Source organism: Neobacillus niacini (assembly GCF_030817595.1).
Lineage (GTDB): Bacteria > Bacillota > Bacilli > Bacillales > Cytobacillaceae > Neobacillus > Neobacillus niacini_G.
This window is the reverse complement of record NZ_JAUSZN010000001.1, coordinates 743,027-757,747: the sequence shown is the minus strand read 5'-3', so window position 1 is coordinate 757,747 and position 14,721 is coordinate 743,027. Positions and strand designations below refer to the sequence as shown.

General features: G+C 37.0%; 21 protein-coding genes. 8 read left to right on the top strand and 13 right to left on the bottom strand.

The window, feature by feature from the left end; translation table 11 throughout:
- The first annotated feature begins 80 nt into the window (after positions 1-80).
- Positions 81-290, top strand: coding sequence for a DUF892 family protein (locus QFZ31_RS03830; RefSeq protein ID WP_179603733.1), 210 nt, complete (start codon positions 81-83; stop codon positions 288-290).
- Positions 287-613: a spore coat protein gene (locus QFZ31_RS03825; RefSeq protein WP_307301032.1), complete on the top strand. Its 327-nt coding sequence runs from the start codon at positions 287-289 to the stop codon at positions 611-613. The genes QFZ31_RS03830 and QFZ31_RS03825 overlap by 4 nt, the downstream gene beginning before the upstream one ends.
- Positions 614-663: 50 nt before the next feature.
- On the opposite strand, the gene QFZ31_RS03820 is transcribed toward QFZ31_RS03825, so the two are convergent.
- Complete coding sequence (locus QFZ31_RS03820) at positions 664-1,542, bottom strand: proline iminopeptidase-family hydrolase (RefSeq protein ID WP_307301030.1); 879 nt, start codon at positions 1,540-1,542, stop codon at positions 664-666.
- A 193-nt stretch (positions 1,543-1,735) separates the two neighbouring features.
- Positions 1,736-2,458: a TerC family protein gene (locus tag QFZ31_RS03815; RefSeq protein WP_307301029.1), complete on the bottom strand. Its 723-nt coding sequence runs from the start codon at positions 2,456-2,458 to the stop codon at positions 1,736-1,738.
- A 228-nt stretch (positions 2,459-2,686) separates the two neighbouring features.
- On the opposite strand from QFZ31_RS03815, the gene QFZ31_RS03810 reads away from it, so the two are divergent.
- The 3 genes from QFZ31_RS03810 to QFZ31_RS03800 all read left to right on the top strand — a co-directional run bounded on the left by QFZ31_RS03810 (position 2,687) and on the right by QFZ31_RS03800 (position 4,035).
- Entirely contained in the window at positions 2,687-2,929 is a 243-nt protein-coding gene (locus tag QFZ31_RS03810; protein ID WP_307301027.1) for a glutaredoxin family protein, read from the top strand.
- 200 nt (positions 2,930-3,129) lie between these two features.
- On the top strand, positions 3,130-3,387 hold the full coding sequence (locus QFZ31_RS03805; RefSeq protein ID WP_307301025.1) for an HPr family phosphocarrier protein: 258 nt from the start codon (positions 3,130-3,132) through the stop codon (positions 3,385-3,387).
- A 177-nt stretch (positions 3,388-3,564) separates the two neighbouring features.
- Positions 3,565-4,035 (top strand): divergent PAP2 family protein, encoded by a 471-nt coding sequence (locus QFZ31_RS03800; protein ID WP_307301024.1) that lies wholly within the window; start codon positions 3,565-3,567, stop codon positions 4,033-4,035.
- 4 nt (positions 4,036-4,039) lie between these two features.
- On the opposite strand, the gene QFZ31_RS03795 is transcribed toward QFZ31_RS03800, so the two are convergent.
- On the bottom strand, positions 4,040-5,239 hold the full coding sequence (locus QFZ31_RS03795; protein ID WP_307301022.1) for an MFS transporter: 1,200 nt from the start codon (positions 5,237-5,239) through the stop codon (positions 4,040-4,042).
- A gap of 306 nt (positions 5,240-5,545) precedes the next feature.
- Between QFZ31_RS03795 and QFZ31_RS03790 the strand changes: the two genes are divergently transcribed.
- On the top strand, positions 5,546-6,253 hold the full coding sequence (locus QFZ31_RS03790) for a cell wall hydrolase (RefSeq protein WP_307301020.1): 708 nt from the start codon (positions 5,546-5,548) through the stop codon (positions 6,251-6,253).
- 36 nt (positions 6,254-6,289) lie between these two features.
- On the opposite strand, the gene QFZ31_RS03785 is transcribed toward QFZ31_RS03790, so the two are convergent.
- Complete coding sequence (locus tag QFZ31_RS03785) at positions 6,290-6,424, bottom strand: hypothetical protein (RefSeq protein WP_257029509.1); 135 nt, start codon at positions 6,422-6,424, stop codon at positions 6,290-6,292.
- A gap of 118 nt (positions 6,425-6,542) precedes the next feature.
- On the bottom strand, positions 6,543-6,998 hold the full coding sequence (locus tag QFZ31_RS03780) for an SRPBCC family protein (protein ID WP_307301017.1): 456 nt from the start codon (positions 6,996-6,998) through the stop codon (positions 6,543-6,545).
- 146 nt (positions 6,999-7,144) lie between these two features.
- Here QFZ31_RS03780 and QFZ31_RS03775 point away from each other — a divergent pair, with 146 nt between their 5' ends.
- The gene (locus QFZ31_RS03775; protein WP_307301015.1) at positions 7,145-7,981 is read left to right on the top strand and encodes an RMD1 family protein; all 837 of its coding nucleotides are present in this window, start codon (positions 7,145-7,147) and stop codon (positions 7,979-7,981) included.
- 57 nt (positions 7,982-8,038) lie between these two features.
- On the opposite strand, the gene QFZ31_RS03770 is transcribed toward QFZ31_RS03775, so the two are convergent.
- The 4 genes from QFZ31_RS03770 to sda form a co-directional block, all read right to left on the bottom strand.
- Positions 8,039-8,461: a DUF1801 domain-containing protein gene (locus tag QFZ31_RS03770; RefSeq protein WP_307301013.1), complete on the bottom strand. Its 423-nt coding sequence runs from the start codon at positions 8,459-8,461 to the stop codon at positions 8,039-8,041.
- Between the two features lie 133 nt (positions 8,462-8,594).
- Positions 8,595-9,140 carry a GNAT family N-acetyltransferase gene (locus tag QFZ31_RS03765; RefSeq protein WP_307311360.1) on the bottom strand — a complete coding sequence of 182 codons (546 nt, stop codon included), beginning with the start codon at positions 9,138-9,140 and terminating at the stop codon, positions 8,595-8,597.
- Positions 9,141-9,170: 30 nt separating this feature from the next.
- A complete protein-coding gene (locus QFZ31_RS03760) occupies positions 9,171-9,659 on the bottom strand; it encodes a GNAT family N-acetyltransferase (protein WP_307301011.1) in 489 nt (162 codons plus the stop codon).
- Positions 9,660-9,959: 300 nt separating this feature from the next.
- The gene (sda, locus tag QFZ31_RS03755) at positions 9,960-10,106 is read right to left on the bottom strand and encodes a sporulation histidine kinase inhibitor Sda (RefSeq protein WP_307301009.1); all 147 of its coding nucleotides are present in this window, start codon (positions 10,104-10,106) and stop codon (positions 9,960-9,962) included.
- 146 nt (positions 10,107-10,252) lie between these two features.
- Between sda and QFZ31_RS03750 the strand changes: the two genes are divergently transcribed.
- Entirely contained in the window at positions 10,253-10,954 is a 702-nt protein-coding gene (locus QFZ31_RS03750; protein WP_307301007.1) for a DUF2294 domain-containing protein, read from the top strand.
- Between the two features lie 51 nt (positions 10,955-11,005).
- Here the strand turns inward: QFZ31_RS03750 and QFZ31_RS03745 are convergent, their stop codons facing one another.
- The 4 genes from QFZ31_RS03745 to vanY form a co-directional block, all read right to left on the bottom strand.
- A complete protein-coding gene (locus QFZ31_RS03745; RefSeq protein ID WP_307311357.1) occupies positions 11,006-11,857 on the bottom strand; it encodes a hypothetical protein in 852 nt (283 codons plus the stop codon).
- A 38-nt stretch (positions 11,858-11,895) separates the two neighbouring features.
- Entirely contained in the window at positions 11,896-12,708 is an 813-nt protein-coding gene (locus QFZ31_RS03740) for a VOC family protein (protein ID WP_307301006.1), read from the bottom strand.
- Positions 12,709-12,777: 69 nt separating this feature from the next.
- Positions 12,778-13,518: a TerC family protein gene (locus QFZ31_RS03735; protein ID WP_307301004.1), complete on the bottom strand. Its 741-nt coding sequence runs from the start codon at positions 13,516-13,518 to the stop codon at positions 12,778-12,780.
- Positions 13,519-13,808: 290 nt separating this feature from the next.
- Positions 13,809-14,684, bottom strand: a complete 876-nt coding sequence (vanY, locus tag QFZ31_RS03730) for a VanY-A/VanY-F/VanY-M family D-Ala-D-Ala carboxypeptidase (protein ID WP_307301002.1) — start codon at positions 14,682-14,684, stop codon at positions 13,809-13,811.
- Positions 14,685-14,721 lie beyond the last annotated feature (37 nt).

Below are 14,721 nucleotides of genomic sequence, written 5' to 3'. Positions count from 1 at the left end.
ACTTATTCCCTTCAATTAAATTGTTAGGTCGGGTCAAACTAATTTTTGTGTGGCAAATACCATACCAAGGAGGAAACGCAGTGAACACACACTATTTAGCACCGCATGAAACATACGAGTTACATGAATTACTAACGTTTAAAAACCTTTGTTTAACAAAATCATCAACAATGAGTGCACTTGTCCAGGACCCACAGCTTAAGAATATCTTGCAGCAAGATGTTACTAAAACCACTGGTCAAATCCAACGTATCCAAGAATTTATGACTAACAGAGGTGAACAATCATGAATGGAATGATGCAGAATATGGCAGGCATGGGGGCAATGACAGATCAAGTCGTTGCAACGGATTTTTTAATCTCCGCAAAGACAGGGGTAAAAAATATTGCACTCGCCTTAACTGAAACCTCTACACCAGAAGTAAGAGACGCATTAAAGCAATATCTAATGGATGCAGTGGATACTCACGAACAAATTTCAAAGTATATGGTAGATAAAGGCTATTATCACCCGAATAATCTTTCTGAGCAACTAGGCGTCGATATAAAAGCAGCTCAAACTGCGCTCAACTTAAATCAGTCTCAAAACCAGTCTCAAAATACTTCCTCATAAAGAAAATCACCCGCCCTTTCTATTAGGCGGGTGAAAATATATTATTTATATCACTTGGAGTCAACAGTTTTTAAAAAGTCTCCTACTACTTGTAAGAACTCTTCCTTCTCTTCGACATATGCCAAATGAGCACTATTTTCGTAAACATGGAATTGCCCATTTGGTACTAAACTGCTAAAGTATTCCGTCGATTCAGGTGTTGCTTCATCATAACGACCACAGGTAAATAAGGTTGGGCAACTGATTTCATTGAGTCGATTTGTACAATCAAAATATTTTAGATTCCCTTTGACACTGAACTCAGATGGCCCCCACATAATGTTGTAAATCTCAGGATTTCGATAACCTGCCCCTTTTTTAACCCACTCGGGATCTGGTTCTGCCTGCACTCTACAAACAAATACTTTATTGAATTCCAGAATGGCCGCTTTAAATTCCTCGGAATCCGTCATTCCCTCTTCTTCACATCGGGTAATGGTTTCCTGAATATCAATAGGAAGCTTTTTTAAATTCTCTGCCTGGTCCTGTTCCCAACGCGGTGCGCTTAGACATGGACTTGAAAAGATAACACTTTTCACACCACTAGGTTTTGTTAAACAATAGGCAGCCGCAAGGGTTGTACCCCATGAATGGCCTAAAATATGAACTTCATCCAATTGTAAAGCTTCTCTAATTTGAGCAAATTCTTCGACAAAACGATCAAGCTGCCAAAGAGAAGTGTTACTTGGACGGTCTGACCTGCCACAGCCTAATTGATCGTATAAAATAACCGGTCTATCCTTTTCAAGCGCTTGTAATCCTTCTAATGAATAACTTGAAGAACCCGGTCCGCCATGTAATATAATGACTGGGGTTGCTTTAGAATTTTTATTAAATATTTGATACCAGACTCTCCCGCCTGTAACCTCTATGTATCCCTCTTCACGCATGAATCTTCCCCCTATGACACAAAAATGATAAGTAATGCGTTATTATTTTACCTTATTAAAAATAATAATTAGAAAACTCTTTTACTTATGCATGTTCATGCCATTAAGAGATAATTCCAAGTACTAAACAAAAAAATGACTATCAAAAAGAAAACAAGTTGATAGTCACTTTTTTTAGACCAATGTGTTTGATTTATTTGGTGGCAACCCTTCCCCTTAAAAAATGTACGAGGAATGTTCCAAGGAAGATACCAATTAATAAGCTAAAGAAGATCACTTCGTGCATTTGGAAGCCAAAAGCTGCACCTATCATTCGTAACCCAATCATGCCGATTAAGACAAATGCAGTAGTTTCGAACTCAGGGACTCGTTCGATCAGTGCTAAGAATAGTTGAGCCACGCCTCTCATCATTAGGATTCCCAAGATTCCTCCCAAAAAGAGTACCCAAACCTGATTGGATACACCAAAAGTGGCAATGACACTATCAATACTAAATGCGATGTCCATCAGCTCTACCGTTAATACTGTACTCCAAAAACCAACCGTCTTCGTTTGAACCTCTTCCTCCCCATCCTTTTTCTTAAGGAAATTCTGAAGGACAATCCATAAAAGATAGTGACCGCCAATTATTTTAATCCAGCCAATATTAACTAAGGTAACACCAATGCCAATGGCGATAACACGGAAAAGATAGGCTCCTATTATTCCATAGAACAGTGCTTTCTTTCGCTGCTTCTCGGGCAGGTGTTTAACCAAGACAGCTAGAACCAACGCATTATCAGCGGACAGTAATCCTTCTAAAATGACTAAGGTTCCAATAACTCCCCAACTAGCAGGATCCGTCAATACTTTTCCCAAAGCTTCTAGTGATAAAAACGATCCATAATTTGCGATGATTTCTTGTAAGAACTCCATCTCCTTGCACGTATCTCCTTTTCATGGATTTTCCCTGACGTAACTGCTTGTCATCTTACTGTATATGTATGTTAAGCAAACGATAATATGATCCTTAAATAGATATGGAGTAGGACATGAAACCTAAGCATATATCTCTTCGTTTGTAAAAATATAATTAATGAAGGAATCAGGTGATGGGACTTTTTTTAATAATTGTAATAAAATGAACTGAAGGAGGAATGTACTATGCGTAAGGTAGTTATTTATACACAAGAAAGCTGTGGTCCATGTACAGCTGAAAAATTATGGTTAAAGGATAATGGAATTGTTTTTGAAGAAAAAGATATTAGAGAAAACCCTAAATATTTAGATGAAATTGTTGAATTAGGTGCATCTGCCACCCCAGCAACTGTAGTTGAGGATGAAAATGGTACAGAGGTTGTTTTTGGCTTTAACCAAGAGAAATTAGCAGAAATTCTGGGAATATAATAGAAGATATTTATGCGGTCACTCCAAATCGGAGTGACCGTTTTTACTTTGTATTATCATTATGGCCGCTCATGTTTAATTATCTTACATACAATCGTGTTAGCAAACTAGATTAAATGGCTAAATATATCATATTTAAATTTTATATAACATAAATAAAAGAGTGTAATTTAACTTGAATCTTAAGGGGGCTTCCTCAAATGGTACTAAAAACAATTCAACTTAATCGAAAGGCTGGGCTAGACAGTCGCGCAATTAACAAACTGGTTCAGGTCACATCCCAATTTGAATCAGATATCTATCTGACTTACAATGGGCATAAAGTGAATTGTAAATCTATAATGGGCGTTTTATCACTCGCCATACCAAATAATGCAGAAATTAGTTTAGAAGCATCCGGCTCAGACGACCAAGAAGCACTTAGGCAATTAGTAGAAACAATACAAACATTAACTTAAACCCCGTAACATAAAAGAAGTAAGAGTGAGCAAGGACCCACTCTTACTTCTTTGTTTTATTCATGTTTTTTTTACAACCCCGTATTATCATGCTTCATCCATTTTTTCATACTTCTTTCGGGTAAATAAGGAATCTTTTTGATATGATAATTACATACAACAATTCAGGAGGTTATTATGTTTTTATCCTGTCCGATTTTAGCCGCATTTTTAGGGATGTTTTTCGCACAATTCGTGAAAGTACCGATTCATTTTTTAGCCTCAAAGGAATTGAAATGGAATTTAATGTTTAGCACTGGCGGCATGCCTAGTTCGCATACTGCAATGATTGTTTCATTGACTACAGTTATCGGATTGATGACCGGGTTCCAATCAAATGAGTTCGCTATTTGCGTTGTAGTCGCTGCGATTGTTATGCACGATGCGATGGGAGTTCGCAGGCATGCAGGTTATCATGCAGAAATACTGAACACGCTTTTAGCTGATTTTAACAGCTTGATTGAAACGCTAAAAGACCCCAATTTAAAGAAACCAGAGTCTAGAGAAAAACTAAAAGAATTATTAGGTCATCAACCAACAGAGGTCTTTTTTGGGGCGGTAACTGGAATTATTGTTGGCATTATTACATATTATTTATATCCTTTTTAATATTTCATGTAGTTTTTGTTTTAAGTTCACGATTTAAGTCTTTGGAGTGCCAATAAGTCATACCGGTAGCGGCTAGAAGTAAGATACCTGTTACGACAAACACAGTATATACAGGGAAAATGCCTCCAAGAATCCCTCCTATAATTGGGCCAATCATTCCGCCAATTTGATTAGAGGTTTGGTGTAAACCAAAAGCTCGCCCACGGAAATCGCTTTGTGTCGACCTTACTACTAGTCCATTTAATGCCGGGAAAACGGCACAGAAAAAGACACCGAAAATAAACCGAGTAATCGAGAATCCCCAAATATTACTGAAAACAATTTGGGCGATGGTTCCGATTCCTCCACCCATTAATCCAATAAATAGAATTTTTTGGAAACCAACTTTGTCCGCCCATTTCCCCCACATAGGGGCAAAAATGACACTTGCAATACCAGGAAGAGAAAAAACAATACCCGCTAGTAACGATGCATGCTGGGAAGAACCTCCAAGCTCTACTATATATAATGGAAGAACTGGTTCAATTGTCATGATAGAAGCAGATGTAAGGCTGGTTAATCCGAGAACCATCATCAAAGAACGGTTTGAAAGTGCCAATTTAAAATCATTTCGAATAGAACCTTTCTCCTTACTCGGAGTGAAATTTTCCTCCGTTACGAAAAATATTACGAGTAATGTCGAAATGAGCGAGAACATTCCAGCACTTCCAAATGCCACGCGATTCCCTACTAATGAAGCAATCCCCCCGCCCAAGAGCGGTCCAACAATACCCCCTGAAGCCGAAGCAGAGGAAATCATCGAAAGAGCGTACCCTACTTTATTGCTTGGTGTGTTGGTACCGACTAATGCGATTGAACCTGGGATGAACCCACTCAACAAACCTTGCATTATTCGCAATCCTAACAACTGATAGGGATTTGTAACAAAGGCAGTTAATGTATAGACGAGAAACAGTGCAAACCCTGCCCGGATTAACAAAGGCTTTCTTCCATATTTATCGGCGACCCTGCCCCAAAATGGTGAAGCAATCGCTCCAGCAAAAAACGCTGCACTAAATAACAAACCAGCCCAAACTTCCGTGTGATCATGCACACCAATTTGAAGCAGGAAAATAGGCAAAAACGGGATAACCATGGAAAAACTTGCTGATACGAAGAAAACCCCTACCCATAGTACCCACAAATTACGCTTCCAAATAAGCACGCAAATCCATCTCCAATATGATTGATAATTTTAATATTGTAATAGTAGCATAATCACCATTTATTTTCATTTCCGAAATATTAGATTTCAGAAATAATTTCCACGCCCTACATTTTACATGCAAAATATTCCTCTATACCGTAAAAATGGTTGGATTATGACAGGATTATAGGCATAATGTCATATTTCCATCGTTGCTGTAATGTTGTTCATCAAACCATAAAGAAATGTAACCTTATCGTTCTGTATATCGTCTGCCTCCCCATGTTAGTGTTATATCATACAAAACATCAGGAGGTAGCACACATGAAAAACACTTATTTTAAAAAAGTTGCGGTAGCTTGTGTAGCTACATTTGCATTTATCGGGATACACAACTCGACAGTTGAAGCGATAACTCAATATGAAGTTGTAAATGTAGAAAGTCTAGTGGATATTGGACAAGCCTATGGTCCAATCATGAATGAACTGAATCAAGAAAATAACCAAAATGATGACCAAAAGGAAATCATTCTAAATAAACCTGAACCAGCAGTAGAGCAATCTGCCGAAACGAAGGTTGAAGAACCTGCTACATCAGAGCCAGAAACAGCTGAACCGGAAATGGTAACTCCAGAACCAGCTCCAGTTACACCTGCGGTTACTATTTCAACTCAAGAGAAAGACTTATTTGCGAGATTAGTAGAAGCAGAAGCAAAAGGCGAATCATATGAAGGAAAAGTTGCGGTTGCAACAGTTGTTTTAAACCGAGTGGATTCTCCTGAATTTCCAGATACAGTAACAGGTGTTATTAATGAAGTAGTTGGAGATGCATATGCCTTTTCACCCGTACAAAATGGTGAGATAAATAAACCTGCATCAGATGAATCAATTCGCGCAGTTGAAGAAGCCTTAACACGACAAGATCGTTTAAATGATTGTATATATTTTTATAATCCAGAAATTGCAACTGATTCTTGGATTACCACTCGCGAAGTTGTAAAGACAGTTGGAAATCATGTATTTGCAAAATAAAGGTAAGAGCCGTCTATAACGGCTCTTTTTGCTTTTTTATTTGTCTTTTTCGTAAGCAATAACCACAACTTCTTTATTTGCTTGTTCACTTAATTTTTCTTCTAGTGATTTGATTTCACTTACTAAATTTGACGATAAATCTGCAGCTACATAGTCCTTTTCGTTGGCCATACGTATCTCTCCTTTTTATTTTTAGTATGCATCATAAAGGAGAAAGTATTACAATCCTTTTTTCAAATGTAATGGATAAAACTTACTTTTTTTCATTAGAATATTTACTAAGATATCTTTAGATTGTTACAGCAGGTAAAGTTATTCCGGTTTCTAAAAGACTTTTCAAATTGCTTATTATCGCTGGCCAGCCGTTGTTCAATCCTTCAAAGGTATCATCTCGATCGACTAAATCACCAGGCTGGAGATCTTCATGTCTCAGTGTTAGTTTTACGGTTCCCTTCAGCGGTTTTAATTCAAAAGTCACACGTGAAGGCAGTTTCCCTTCGACACCATCTCCAACATAAGTCCAGGTAAAGGATAGTACACGATTATGTTCAATCTTTAGGATTTTTCCATAATCGGAAACCTGCCCATTGCGAGAATAGGTAAGTTCACTCCCTTCCTGCCAATCTGATTGAATACTGGTTCCAAAGAAGTATTGTTCAGTATACTCGCTGCTCGTTAAAGCTTCCCAAAGCTTTTCAGGTGTAGTTGCTATGTATGTAACGTAAACAAATGAATTTTCAGTCATGGTATCTCTCCTCCGTTTTTTTTCAGGCTTTATTCCTAGTACATCATAATTAATTCTCGATCCTTTCCATTTATCCTTCATTATTTTACCTAAACGGTTCATATACTAATATAGATAAGTAAAAAAAACTGAGATGAGTGGTGAAGATGAGAGATTTATCCTTTAAAGCTTTTGCCATAACCAATGAAATTGATCTGAACAAAATCGCCGTTCATTGCGGAATACCAAAGAAATTCACCTGGGAGGAGCCATTAATTTTAAGGGGTGAAATATTAAAATCAATCCTCTATAAAGATGTGGACGATTCACAAATGGTTCTAGTATTTTCCTTCGGCAGCATTGTCTTCATTAATCACACAACTCCAAATGAGATAACTGCTTTATTGAACTACCTCCACTCCTTCGAGCCAGACATTGAGGTTAAAAACGCAGACCGATACAGCGATGATTACAGCTTGCATATAAAAGATACCGAAAGCATTGAGTTAACAGATGAATATGTGGTCGTTCCTGAATATGAGGATTACTATCCTGAATTAATTTCTACTGTACTAGCAAAGTCTGTTGCTTTGGAAAAAACAGAGGAACAGCTGGGGCAAATTAATGATAAGCTCGAAACGATGATTGACCGTTTAGAGAAAGGTAAGCTGCGAATCGGAAATAAGGAACTAGCAAGGACAACAGCAAAAATTATCCGTCATGAGTATAATACCCTTGCATATATCATGATTCTCGATAAGCCAGACATCACTTGGACAAGCAGTTCTGCCGGTGAATTTTATGATCGTATGCTCGAGTTTTTCGAATTAAATGATCGTTATAAGATTTTGAAAAGTAAAACCGAAATACTCTATAACATAATGGATGGTTTTTCGACTATTAGTCATTCGATTCGCGGATTGTTCGTGGAATGGATTATTGTGATTCTCATTCTTTTTGAAATTGTTTTATCATTATTAGGAATAGCAGGATTGCTGCCTTAAGAAATAGAGCCCCTTATTTAGCAAATGAATGGACTGCTGGATAAGAGGCTCACCGTTTTATTTTGCTGGATACATTGCTTGCAAAAAGGATACAGATTCAATAATTAATGCTTTCAAAACATCTACATCAATATCTGCAACTTTATTAATGTACACACACGCTTTCCCTGTAGTGTGTTTTCCAAACTGTTCTAACAATTCTTCCCGCTTTGTTTCACCTGGTGCAAAATATAAGCTGATTTTTGCTTTTCTCGGAGAAAATCCAACGAGAGGTGCGTCACCTTCGTGACCAGATTCATATTTGTAATGGTAAGATCCAAAACCAATGATACTTGGTCCCCACATTTTCGCTTCATAACCAGTAGTCTCTGTGAAGATATCTAATAATTTGTATGCGTCCTCGCGTTTCTTTGGGCTGTCGACCTGTTCGATAAACTCTATCACACTATTGTCTGTTTGTTTTGTTTTTAATTCGTACATTGGTTTTTCTCCCTTCGCTTATAAGTGTTCTCATTATTACCTATTCTACCATAATTCCCCACTAGAGGAGACGCATAGGAAAGACCTAAAAAAAAACCTAAGTTTTTGGGCTCAGGTTCTTTCTAATACATTATTATTTAAATTGAGGATTTGATTCCCATTCTTCTCTCAACAATCCCATTCTGATGGAATCGTAATATTCACCATTATAATAACGGCATTTTCTTAGCCTTGCTTCCATTGTCATTCCTAGTTTTTCCCCAACCTTAATCATCCGTTCATTTCCTGACCAAGTCGTATAACCCACTCGAACTAGCGGCATGGTGGTAAATAAATGATTGATCAATATCCGAATTGCTCTTGTCCCATACCCGCCGCTCCAGTAGGCAGGTTTATAGATCACAATCCCGATTTCCAGCCAATTAGACGGCTTATGCTCCCAATAATAGCCTATTGTTCCGATAATCTCACCGTTCACCTCAATCACCCAGCGGTTATCTTGGTTCACAAGAGCGTCTTTCGTCTTCAAATAATCTTGGTATGTAACATGCTTATGTTCAAAATAAGGTGCGTCCCATTTTTTCCATTCTGGTAGTTCCTCTGAATAAATCAAACTCCAAAGTTCTGATAGATCAGCCTCTAAAATGGGACGAATGATCAATTCTTTATCTCTATAAATCACTGTATCTCCTCCGTGAAAAAATCTCCTCTACCTCAATTTTTTATTCAGGTTGTACCACTGGACGCCGCCATGCTCCGATTTCGAAACACCTCGATTTTTGTATCCTAAGTTTTCATAAAATCGTATTAAGTCTTCTTTACAGGTAAGTGTAATACTCTCGCGATTTCTTGATATTGCCTCTTTTTCAAGATGTGCTAGTAACGCTGTTGCCACTCCCCTTGTTTGGAAGTGCGGTGTCACGGCAACTCCTAAAACCGTTTGATGACCGCCGGAAGCAGGATTTGGCTTAATCTCCTCGAATAAATCATCTGTAATAAACTCTTTTTCAATCACTGGTCCATTCACTAAACCCACAATCACACCACACTCTTCCGCCACAAAAAAGCTATCTGGAATTAATTGAATACGCTGTTTAAAGGCTTCTTCCGTCGCTGCTTCTTCAATTGGAAAGCAAAGGTGTTCAATGATTAAAAGGTCAGGTAAATCATTCATCGTCACGTTCCGTATGGTTAACATTTTAACACTCCATTTTCCAAAGTATCATTACTGTTCAAATTTAAAAATTCTTATAATATAAAATTATACAAAACTATTGAAAGAGATATAAGGGAAAATAACCACTTATTATAAATAACTATAAAAAAAGCTAGGCTAATGACCTAGCTTTTTTTATAGTATTAGTAGTCTGATTATTTAATAGGCAAAATTTCTTTGAAAGAAGTAAAGAGCAAGAAGCCATCCGCTGCTGTTCTTATTACATTACAACTAATAATAATTGGAAGAAGGTGTAAATAATCTTTAGTGAAAAGCTATGGTTTAAACCATTCTTTCTACCTTATCTGATTGGATCCCTCTTCGATCAATTTCTTCTTCTAACAATTTAATAAAGTCTTCGTCTAACTTTAGCTTTACTGCATTAAAATATGTGTCTATTAAAACTTTGTTGTTCATGCTTGAAAACATATCCTACTCCTCAAAGCGAATGGCTTTCTGTCCCTTCACCTACCTTCATTATATTTTTATTCCGAGTAACAAACCATGCTAATTATTTCCAGTGAATAGGGAAGACTATAGCATAAATACCTAGTTGGAAAAAGGAGTCCTCAAAAATGGAAATACCAATTTATAAAAAATCGGCCGAATTAAGCAGCTACATAAGTAAGATTCTCCGTGATCATTTTGGTAAAGGACCGGAATCAGTACATGTGTCATTAGGTAGAACCTTTATTATCGTCTATATTCGAAATTTCCTTACTCCAACAGAAAAGGTACTCATCAACCAAAATCAGGATGAAAGTGTTCAACAGACTCGAGATTTAGTCATGCAGACGCTAATCCCTGAAATAAAAGCATATATAAAGATTGTTACTGGTATGGAAATAAGAGAATTCTACTATGATTGGAGTCTGCAAAATAAATCTGCGATGTTAACTGGGATATCCACGGATTCAACGAGTACCGACTATCCCATTACAGAAGAGTTTATTGGTAAAGCAGAACTTATTAATGAAATCATTCATTTAAGCTCTGAATCAGAAAAGAAGCCTGAAGAGATTTATGCAAGCCAAGTAAATCAGCGCACAATCCTAGTTATTCGAAATGGAATATTGGTCAGGATTGAAAAGCAGTTAATCAGACAAGGGATGCAGGAACAACTCAAGCTCGCAAAGCGGTCACTCGAAAAAGGGCTGCTTCATAACAATAACCATTTTGAAGCGATTTTGGATACGAAAGTCATTGATATTTTTGTCGACTGGGACTTTGACTTAGATAAAAGTGTGATTGTCTTTGTTATTAATCCTACAAAATAATGAATTAGATATAAAAAAAATCAGAGGCAAAGTGCACTGTGATTCATAAAACTATATGCTTGCAGCATTCATGAATACTTCCGTGATTCTATTTTTGTGAGAATCTTTGTCAAACTGAGTATTATCAATTTTAACCTTTTTAATGGCTAATGCATTAAAAATGAAGGACTCTAATTGTTTTCTTGCTTCGAGAACTTCAATGGTTCCTTCGATTCCTTCTGCACCATGTATTTTCCCGTAGCCTTGGTGAGTATAGTAATCCATAAAACCACTAGACCATTCTCTTGGTCGTTCTTGTATGGCCTTTTTAAAGGAACGTGACAGATCTTTTTGATCTACATAAAGTAAAACAGGGTTTAACGGCTCAATAATATCTGCTAATTGCTTTACATAATTCATCACAACTTCCTGGGAAGCACCATATTTGATCATGCCGACGGTTACAGGATTTTGAATAAAGCAGCATTCGAATATATACGTTTGATTTCCTGCCATTGCCTGTTCTTCGAACCTTTGCCATTTATCCATTATTAATTCTATGTTTTTTTCTAACGGCAACTCATAGATATCATGATTCCAAATGACTTCCCAAAAAGAATCGGAAACCATTGTCTCTTCAAGTTCTTCTTTCAGCTTATCTTGCGGCAATACAAATCCATCACAGCGTTCGATGGCATGTTTTACTAAAATAGGCTGAACTTCATGGTACTGTTCCAAAAGCTTGGCAAAGTCAGTTTTTGAAAAGTAAGAGCCTCCTTCATAATCAGCTGGATGTTCGACATTACCCTCAAGAAATAATCTTGTATCCACATTCCATTCTTTTAAAATATTATTTGTCATTTCTGCAGTAGTGGATTTTCCTGAACCAGGTAATCCTTCTATTAAAATTAATTTTGTGTTGATCATATAATCATCTCCTGTGTTTTTTTAGAATAGTCAGGCTATTGAAACCGCCAATAGCCATTCAACAATTCAAATAAGCTGTTTTGATTAGCTTGGCTTATGTTCACTAAAAAAGGAGTTTCTCCTCTCTCATGTAAGACCTTTTCTGCTGGTCCTTCTCGATCGGGTGTGCAGAATAATAAATGGGTTCCAGGCAATTCTAATTTTTGACATCTTGCCTGTAAGTCTTCATCCCAAAACTCCTCACTCGGTGTTAGATTTAATAAATCTCCCCACGTTCTAATTGTGTCTTCTAAGTCCCTGACAACAAAGCCGACACATTCTAATTTTGAATTTTCGTCACTATGCCTCCCTAACAATCCTTGTTCCTTTATTGCAGATAATCTTTCCTTATCACTATTATCCCATTGGATGAAAAATGGAAGTGATAGCTGATTAGGATGCTCCTCGATAAACAGCAGGGTCCACTGTATTACTTCCCCATTTGCAGTTACACGTTGCCCAGGAAGTGGACCATAAACGGTATGACCGTCTTGTTTCAGCTTTATAGCTAATTTGTGAATATGATTAGTTCGAATCGCTATTTTAGCAGGCCCTTCCCGATTTTCTTTAGCAAGTTGCTCCACAATTTGGGTAATTAATCGATTTTCCTCGTGTTGTTCTGCGATGGTTAACACTTCGATCCCCAAAAATTCTATATAGCTTAAACCAAAATAACTAAGTGTATTGTAGGTTCCCCATGTGTCATGACGGCCGCCGTGGGCAACATGGACTCCTTTTTCTGAAAGAGGTTGTATTGCTTTTTCAGGATTATGATGGAACCAAACTAAATGATCAAATGAAAAATTCATATTTACTCTCCTTTCCCAATATAAAAAAATGGCTTGATATACTTCCAAGCCATTCGGTGTCGATGTAACTTATGTGGACTGTTCTGTTTTTTTACCTGATAAGAACCAGCCGCCTAAAGCAATTAGTAGCATAACGGACCAAAAGATGGTATTCCAAATTGGTCCTTCTACAAAATCATGAGGAATTATGTGTAAAGCTGGATGTGCAAGAGTATGCATTAACAACTTTACGCCGACCCAGCCAACTAGTAACATCGCCGCTGTTTCAAGGCTAGGGCGTTCTGTCAGGACTTTAACAAAGAACCCTGCTGCAAACCGAATCACGATTAATCCAGCTATTGCACCGATTAATATGACAATAAATTGCGCGCCATCCATTCCGCCGATTTCGCCCATTGGCGTACCTGGCAATGCAATAACAAGAGCGACTGCAGCTAAAATCGAATCAACAGCAAAGGCAATATCAGCTAATGCGATTTGAGCTACAGTAGCTCGGTAGCTTTTTCCAACTTTCTCTTTACCGCCATGATCCTTTTTAAGCAAATGTTTTAATGCAATGAAAATTAAATACGCAGCCCCGATTGCTTGAATCCACCAAACATGAAACAAAAACGAAATGATAAAGATAGCACCAATCCTAAATATGAAGGCTAGCATCAGCCCGATATTTATCGCCTTTTTCTGCTGAGCTTCAGGCAAATGCTTTGCCATGATCGCTAAGACCAAAGCATTATCCGCAGATAATAAGCCTTCTAACAAAATCAAAATAAGTAAAACCCATCCATACTCTAATAACAAAGAAAGTTCCATTTTATCCCCCTATGTATGATTAAATCACAGTATTAGTATAAATTATGTTCATACTGGTTTAATACTATTTTGTACTATTTTCTTGATAAAAATTTCCATTATAAAGATAAAATAGAAATTCATATAGATGATATACCCCATACATAGTTAAAATAATCTCGGAAATCGAAAATTAATCTCACATAATTGATTTTACTCTTGGTAAAGTGTTTTAACTCTCGCATAACAGGATTTACTCTCACATTGCAAAAAATACTCTCAGAAAAGTGAAATTTACTTTCACTCTATTATTACGATTTCAATTCAGTTACAATAACGCCATCAATATTATTACCTGAGATCTCATATGTGCTATTCTTTGGTACTTTTATTGCACTACTTGCTTCAATGGGATAATAAGTAACTTTATATTCTTCCCCATTAACGGTAGCCGTCAAGTTCTTTTCTTCTCTTAGATAATTAATATATTCTTCCAAAGCGAAGTTCTTTTCCTGGATGATGGCACTGTGGGGCAAACCCACATAGCGGATATGCCATGGTTCGTATTGAATTCCAGTAACATGCGTTTTATCCTTTGGATAGCGTAAAATAAATCCGTATTTCCAGGCATTTTTCTCAATCCACTTGCCTTCAGGAGCCTCACTCATTTTCATTTGAGTCGAACCTACATCCAGTGATAACCCTAGATTGTGTTCACTATGACCTGCAGGCAAAGCTAAGCTGGAACCCATTTGCTGATAAAGTGCATTCTGCTCTTCAAAGTCACGAAAGCCACTATTAATCGAAAAATGACGAACTCCTTCTTCACCTGCAGCATCTATCATTTCAGAAAACGCATAGGCAACTTTTTCAGACAAATAAATCTCACTATCTAAAAGCCCATATCCCTCAGTTAGACCACCGTGCTCAAATAAATTCACGACATCTGATTTAATACTCTCTTTGTGAACAGGATACTCATTGTTTACCAGAAGTAAATTTCCTTGATAAACGAGTTCCTTTCCTATCTCTACCAATTGAGTACTTTTAGAAGTTTCACTTTCATCAAATTTATAATCAGGCACAAAATGTTTAATCTCTACTTTATCATTAAATAGATCTAACCTATTCACTACTGTAATTCCCATGCTTACGACAACTAACAATAAAAATCCCCACTTTTTCATATTAAATATCCTCCTATTTCTATCTTGGTACTAGAAT

What these genes read in the sequence shown, in the direction of transcription:
- QFZ31_RS03825 (WP_307301032.1), top strand. Translation starts at nt 287, where the DNA reads ATGAATGGAATGATGCAGAATATGGCAGGCATGGGGGCAATGACAGAT.
- QFZ31_RS03820 (WP_307301030.1), bottom strand. Translation starts at nt 1,542, where the DNA reads ATGCGTGAAGAGGGATACATAGAGGTTACAGGCGGGAGAGTCTGGTAT.
- QFZ31_RS03815 (WP_307301029.1), bottom strand. Translation starts at nt 2,458, where the DNA reads ATGGAGTTCTTACAAGAAATCATCGCAAATTATGGATCGTTTTTATCA.
- QFZ31_RS03810 (WP_307301027.1), top strand. Translation starts at nt 2,687, where the DNA reads ATGCGTAAGGTAGTTATTTATACACAAGAAAGCTGTGGTCCATGTACA.
- QFZ31_RS03805 (WP_307301025.1), top strand. Translation starts at nt 3,130, where the DNA reads ATGGTACTAAAAACAATTCAACTTAATCGAAAGGCTGGGCTAGACAGT.
- QFZ31_RS03800 (WP_307301024.1), top strand. Translation starts at nt 3,565, where the DNA reads ATGTTTTTATCCTGTCCGATTTTAGCCGCATTTTTAGGGATGTTTTTC.
- QFZ31_RS03790 (WP_307301020.1), top strand. Translation starts at nt 5,546, where the DNA reads ATGAAAAACACTTATTTTAAAAAAGTTGCGGTAGCTTGTGTAGCTACA.
- QFZ31_RS03785 (WP_257029509.1), bottom strand. Translation starts at nt 6,424, where the DNA reads ATGGCCAACGAAAAGGACTATGTAGCTGCAGATTTATCGTCAAATTTA.
- QFZ31_RS03780 (WP_307301017.1), bottom strand. Translation starts at nt 6,998, where the DNA reads ATGACTGAAAATTCATTTGTTTACGTTACATACATAGCAACTACACCT.
- QFZ31_RS03775 (WP_307301015.1), top strand. Translation starts at nt 7,145, where the DNA reads ATGAGAGATTTATCCTTTAAAGCTTTTGCCATAACCAATGAAATTGAT.
- QFZ31_RS03770 (WP_307301013.1), bottom strand. Translation starts at nt 8,461, where the DNA reads ATGTACGAATTAAAAACAAAACAAACAGACAATAGTGTGATAGAGTTT.
- QFZ31_RS03760 (WP_307301011.1), bottom strand. Translation starts at nt 9,659, where the DNA reads ATGTTAACCATACGGAACGTGACGATGAATGATTTACCTGACCTTTTA.
- sda (WP_307301009.1), bottom strand. Translation starts at nt 10,106, where the DNA reads ATGTTTTCAAGCATGAACAACAAAGTTTTAATAGACACATATTTTAAT.
- QFZ31_RS03750 (WP_307301007.1), top strand. Translation starts at nt 10,253, where the DNA reads ATGGAAATACCAATTTATAAAAAATCGGCCGAATTAAGCAGCTACATA.
- QFZ31_RS03740 (WP_307301006.1), bottom strand. Translation starts at nt 12,708, where the DNA reads ATGAATTTTTCATTTGATCATTTAGTTTGGTTCCATCATAATCCTGAA.
- QFZ31_RS03735 (WP_307301004.1), bottom strand. Translation starts at nt 13,518, where the DNA reads ATGGAACTTTCTTTGTTATTAGAGTATGGATGGGTTTTACTTATTTTG.
- vanY (WP_307301002.1), bottom strand. Translation starts at nt 14,684, where the DNA reads ATGAAAAAGTGGGGATTTTTATTGTTAGTTGTCGTAAGCATGGGAATT.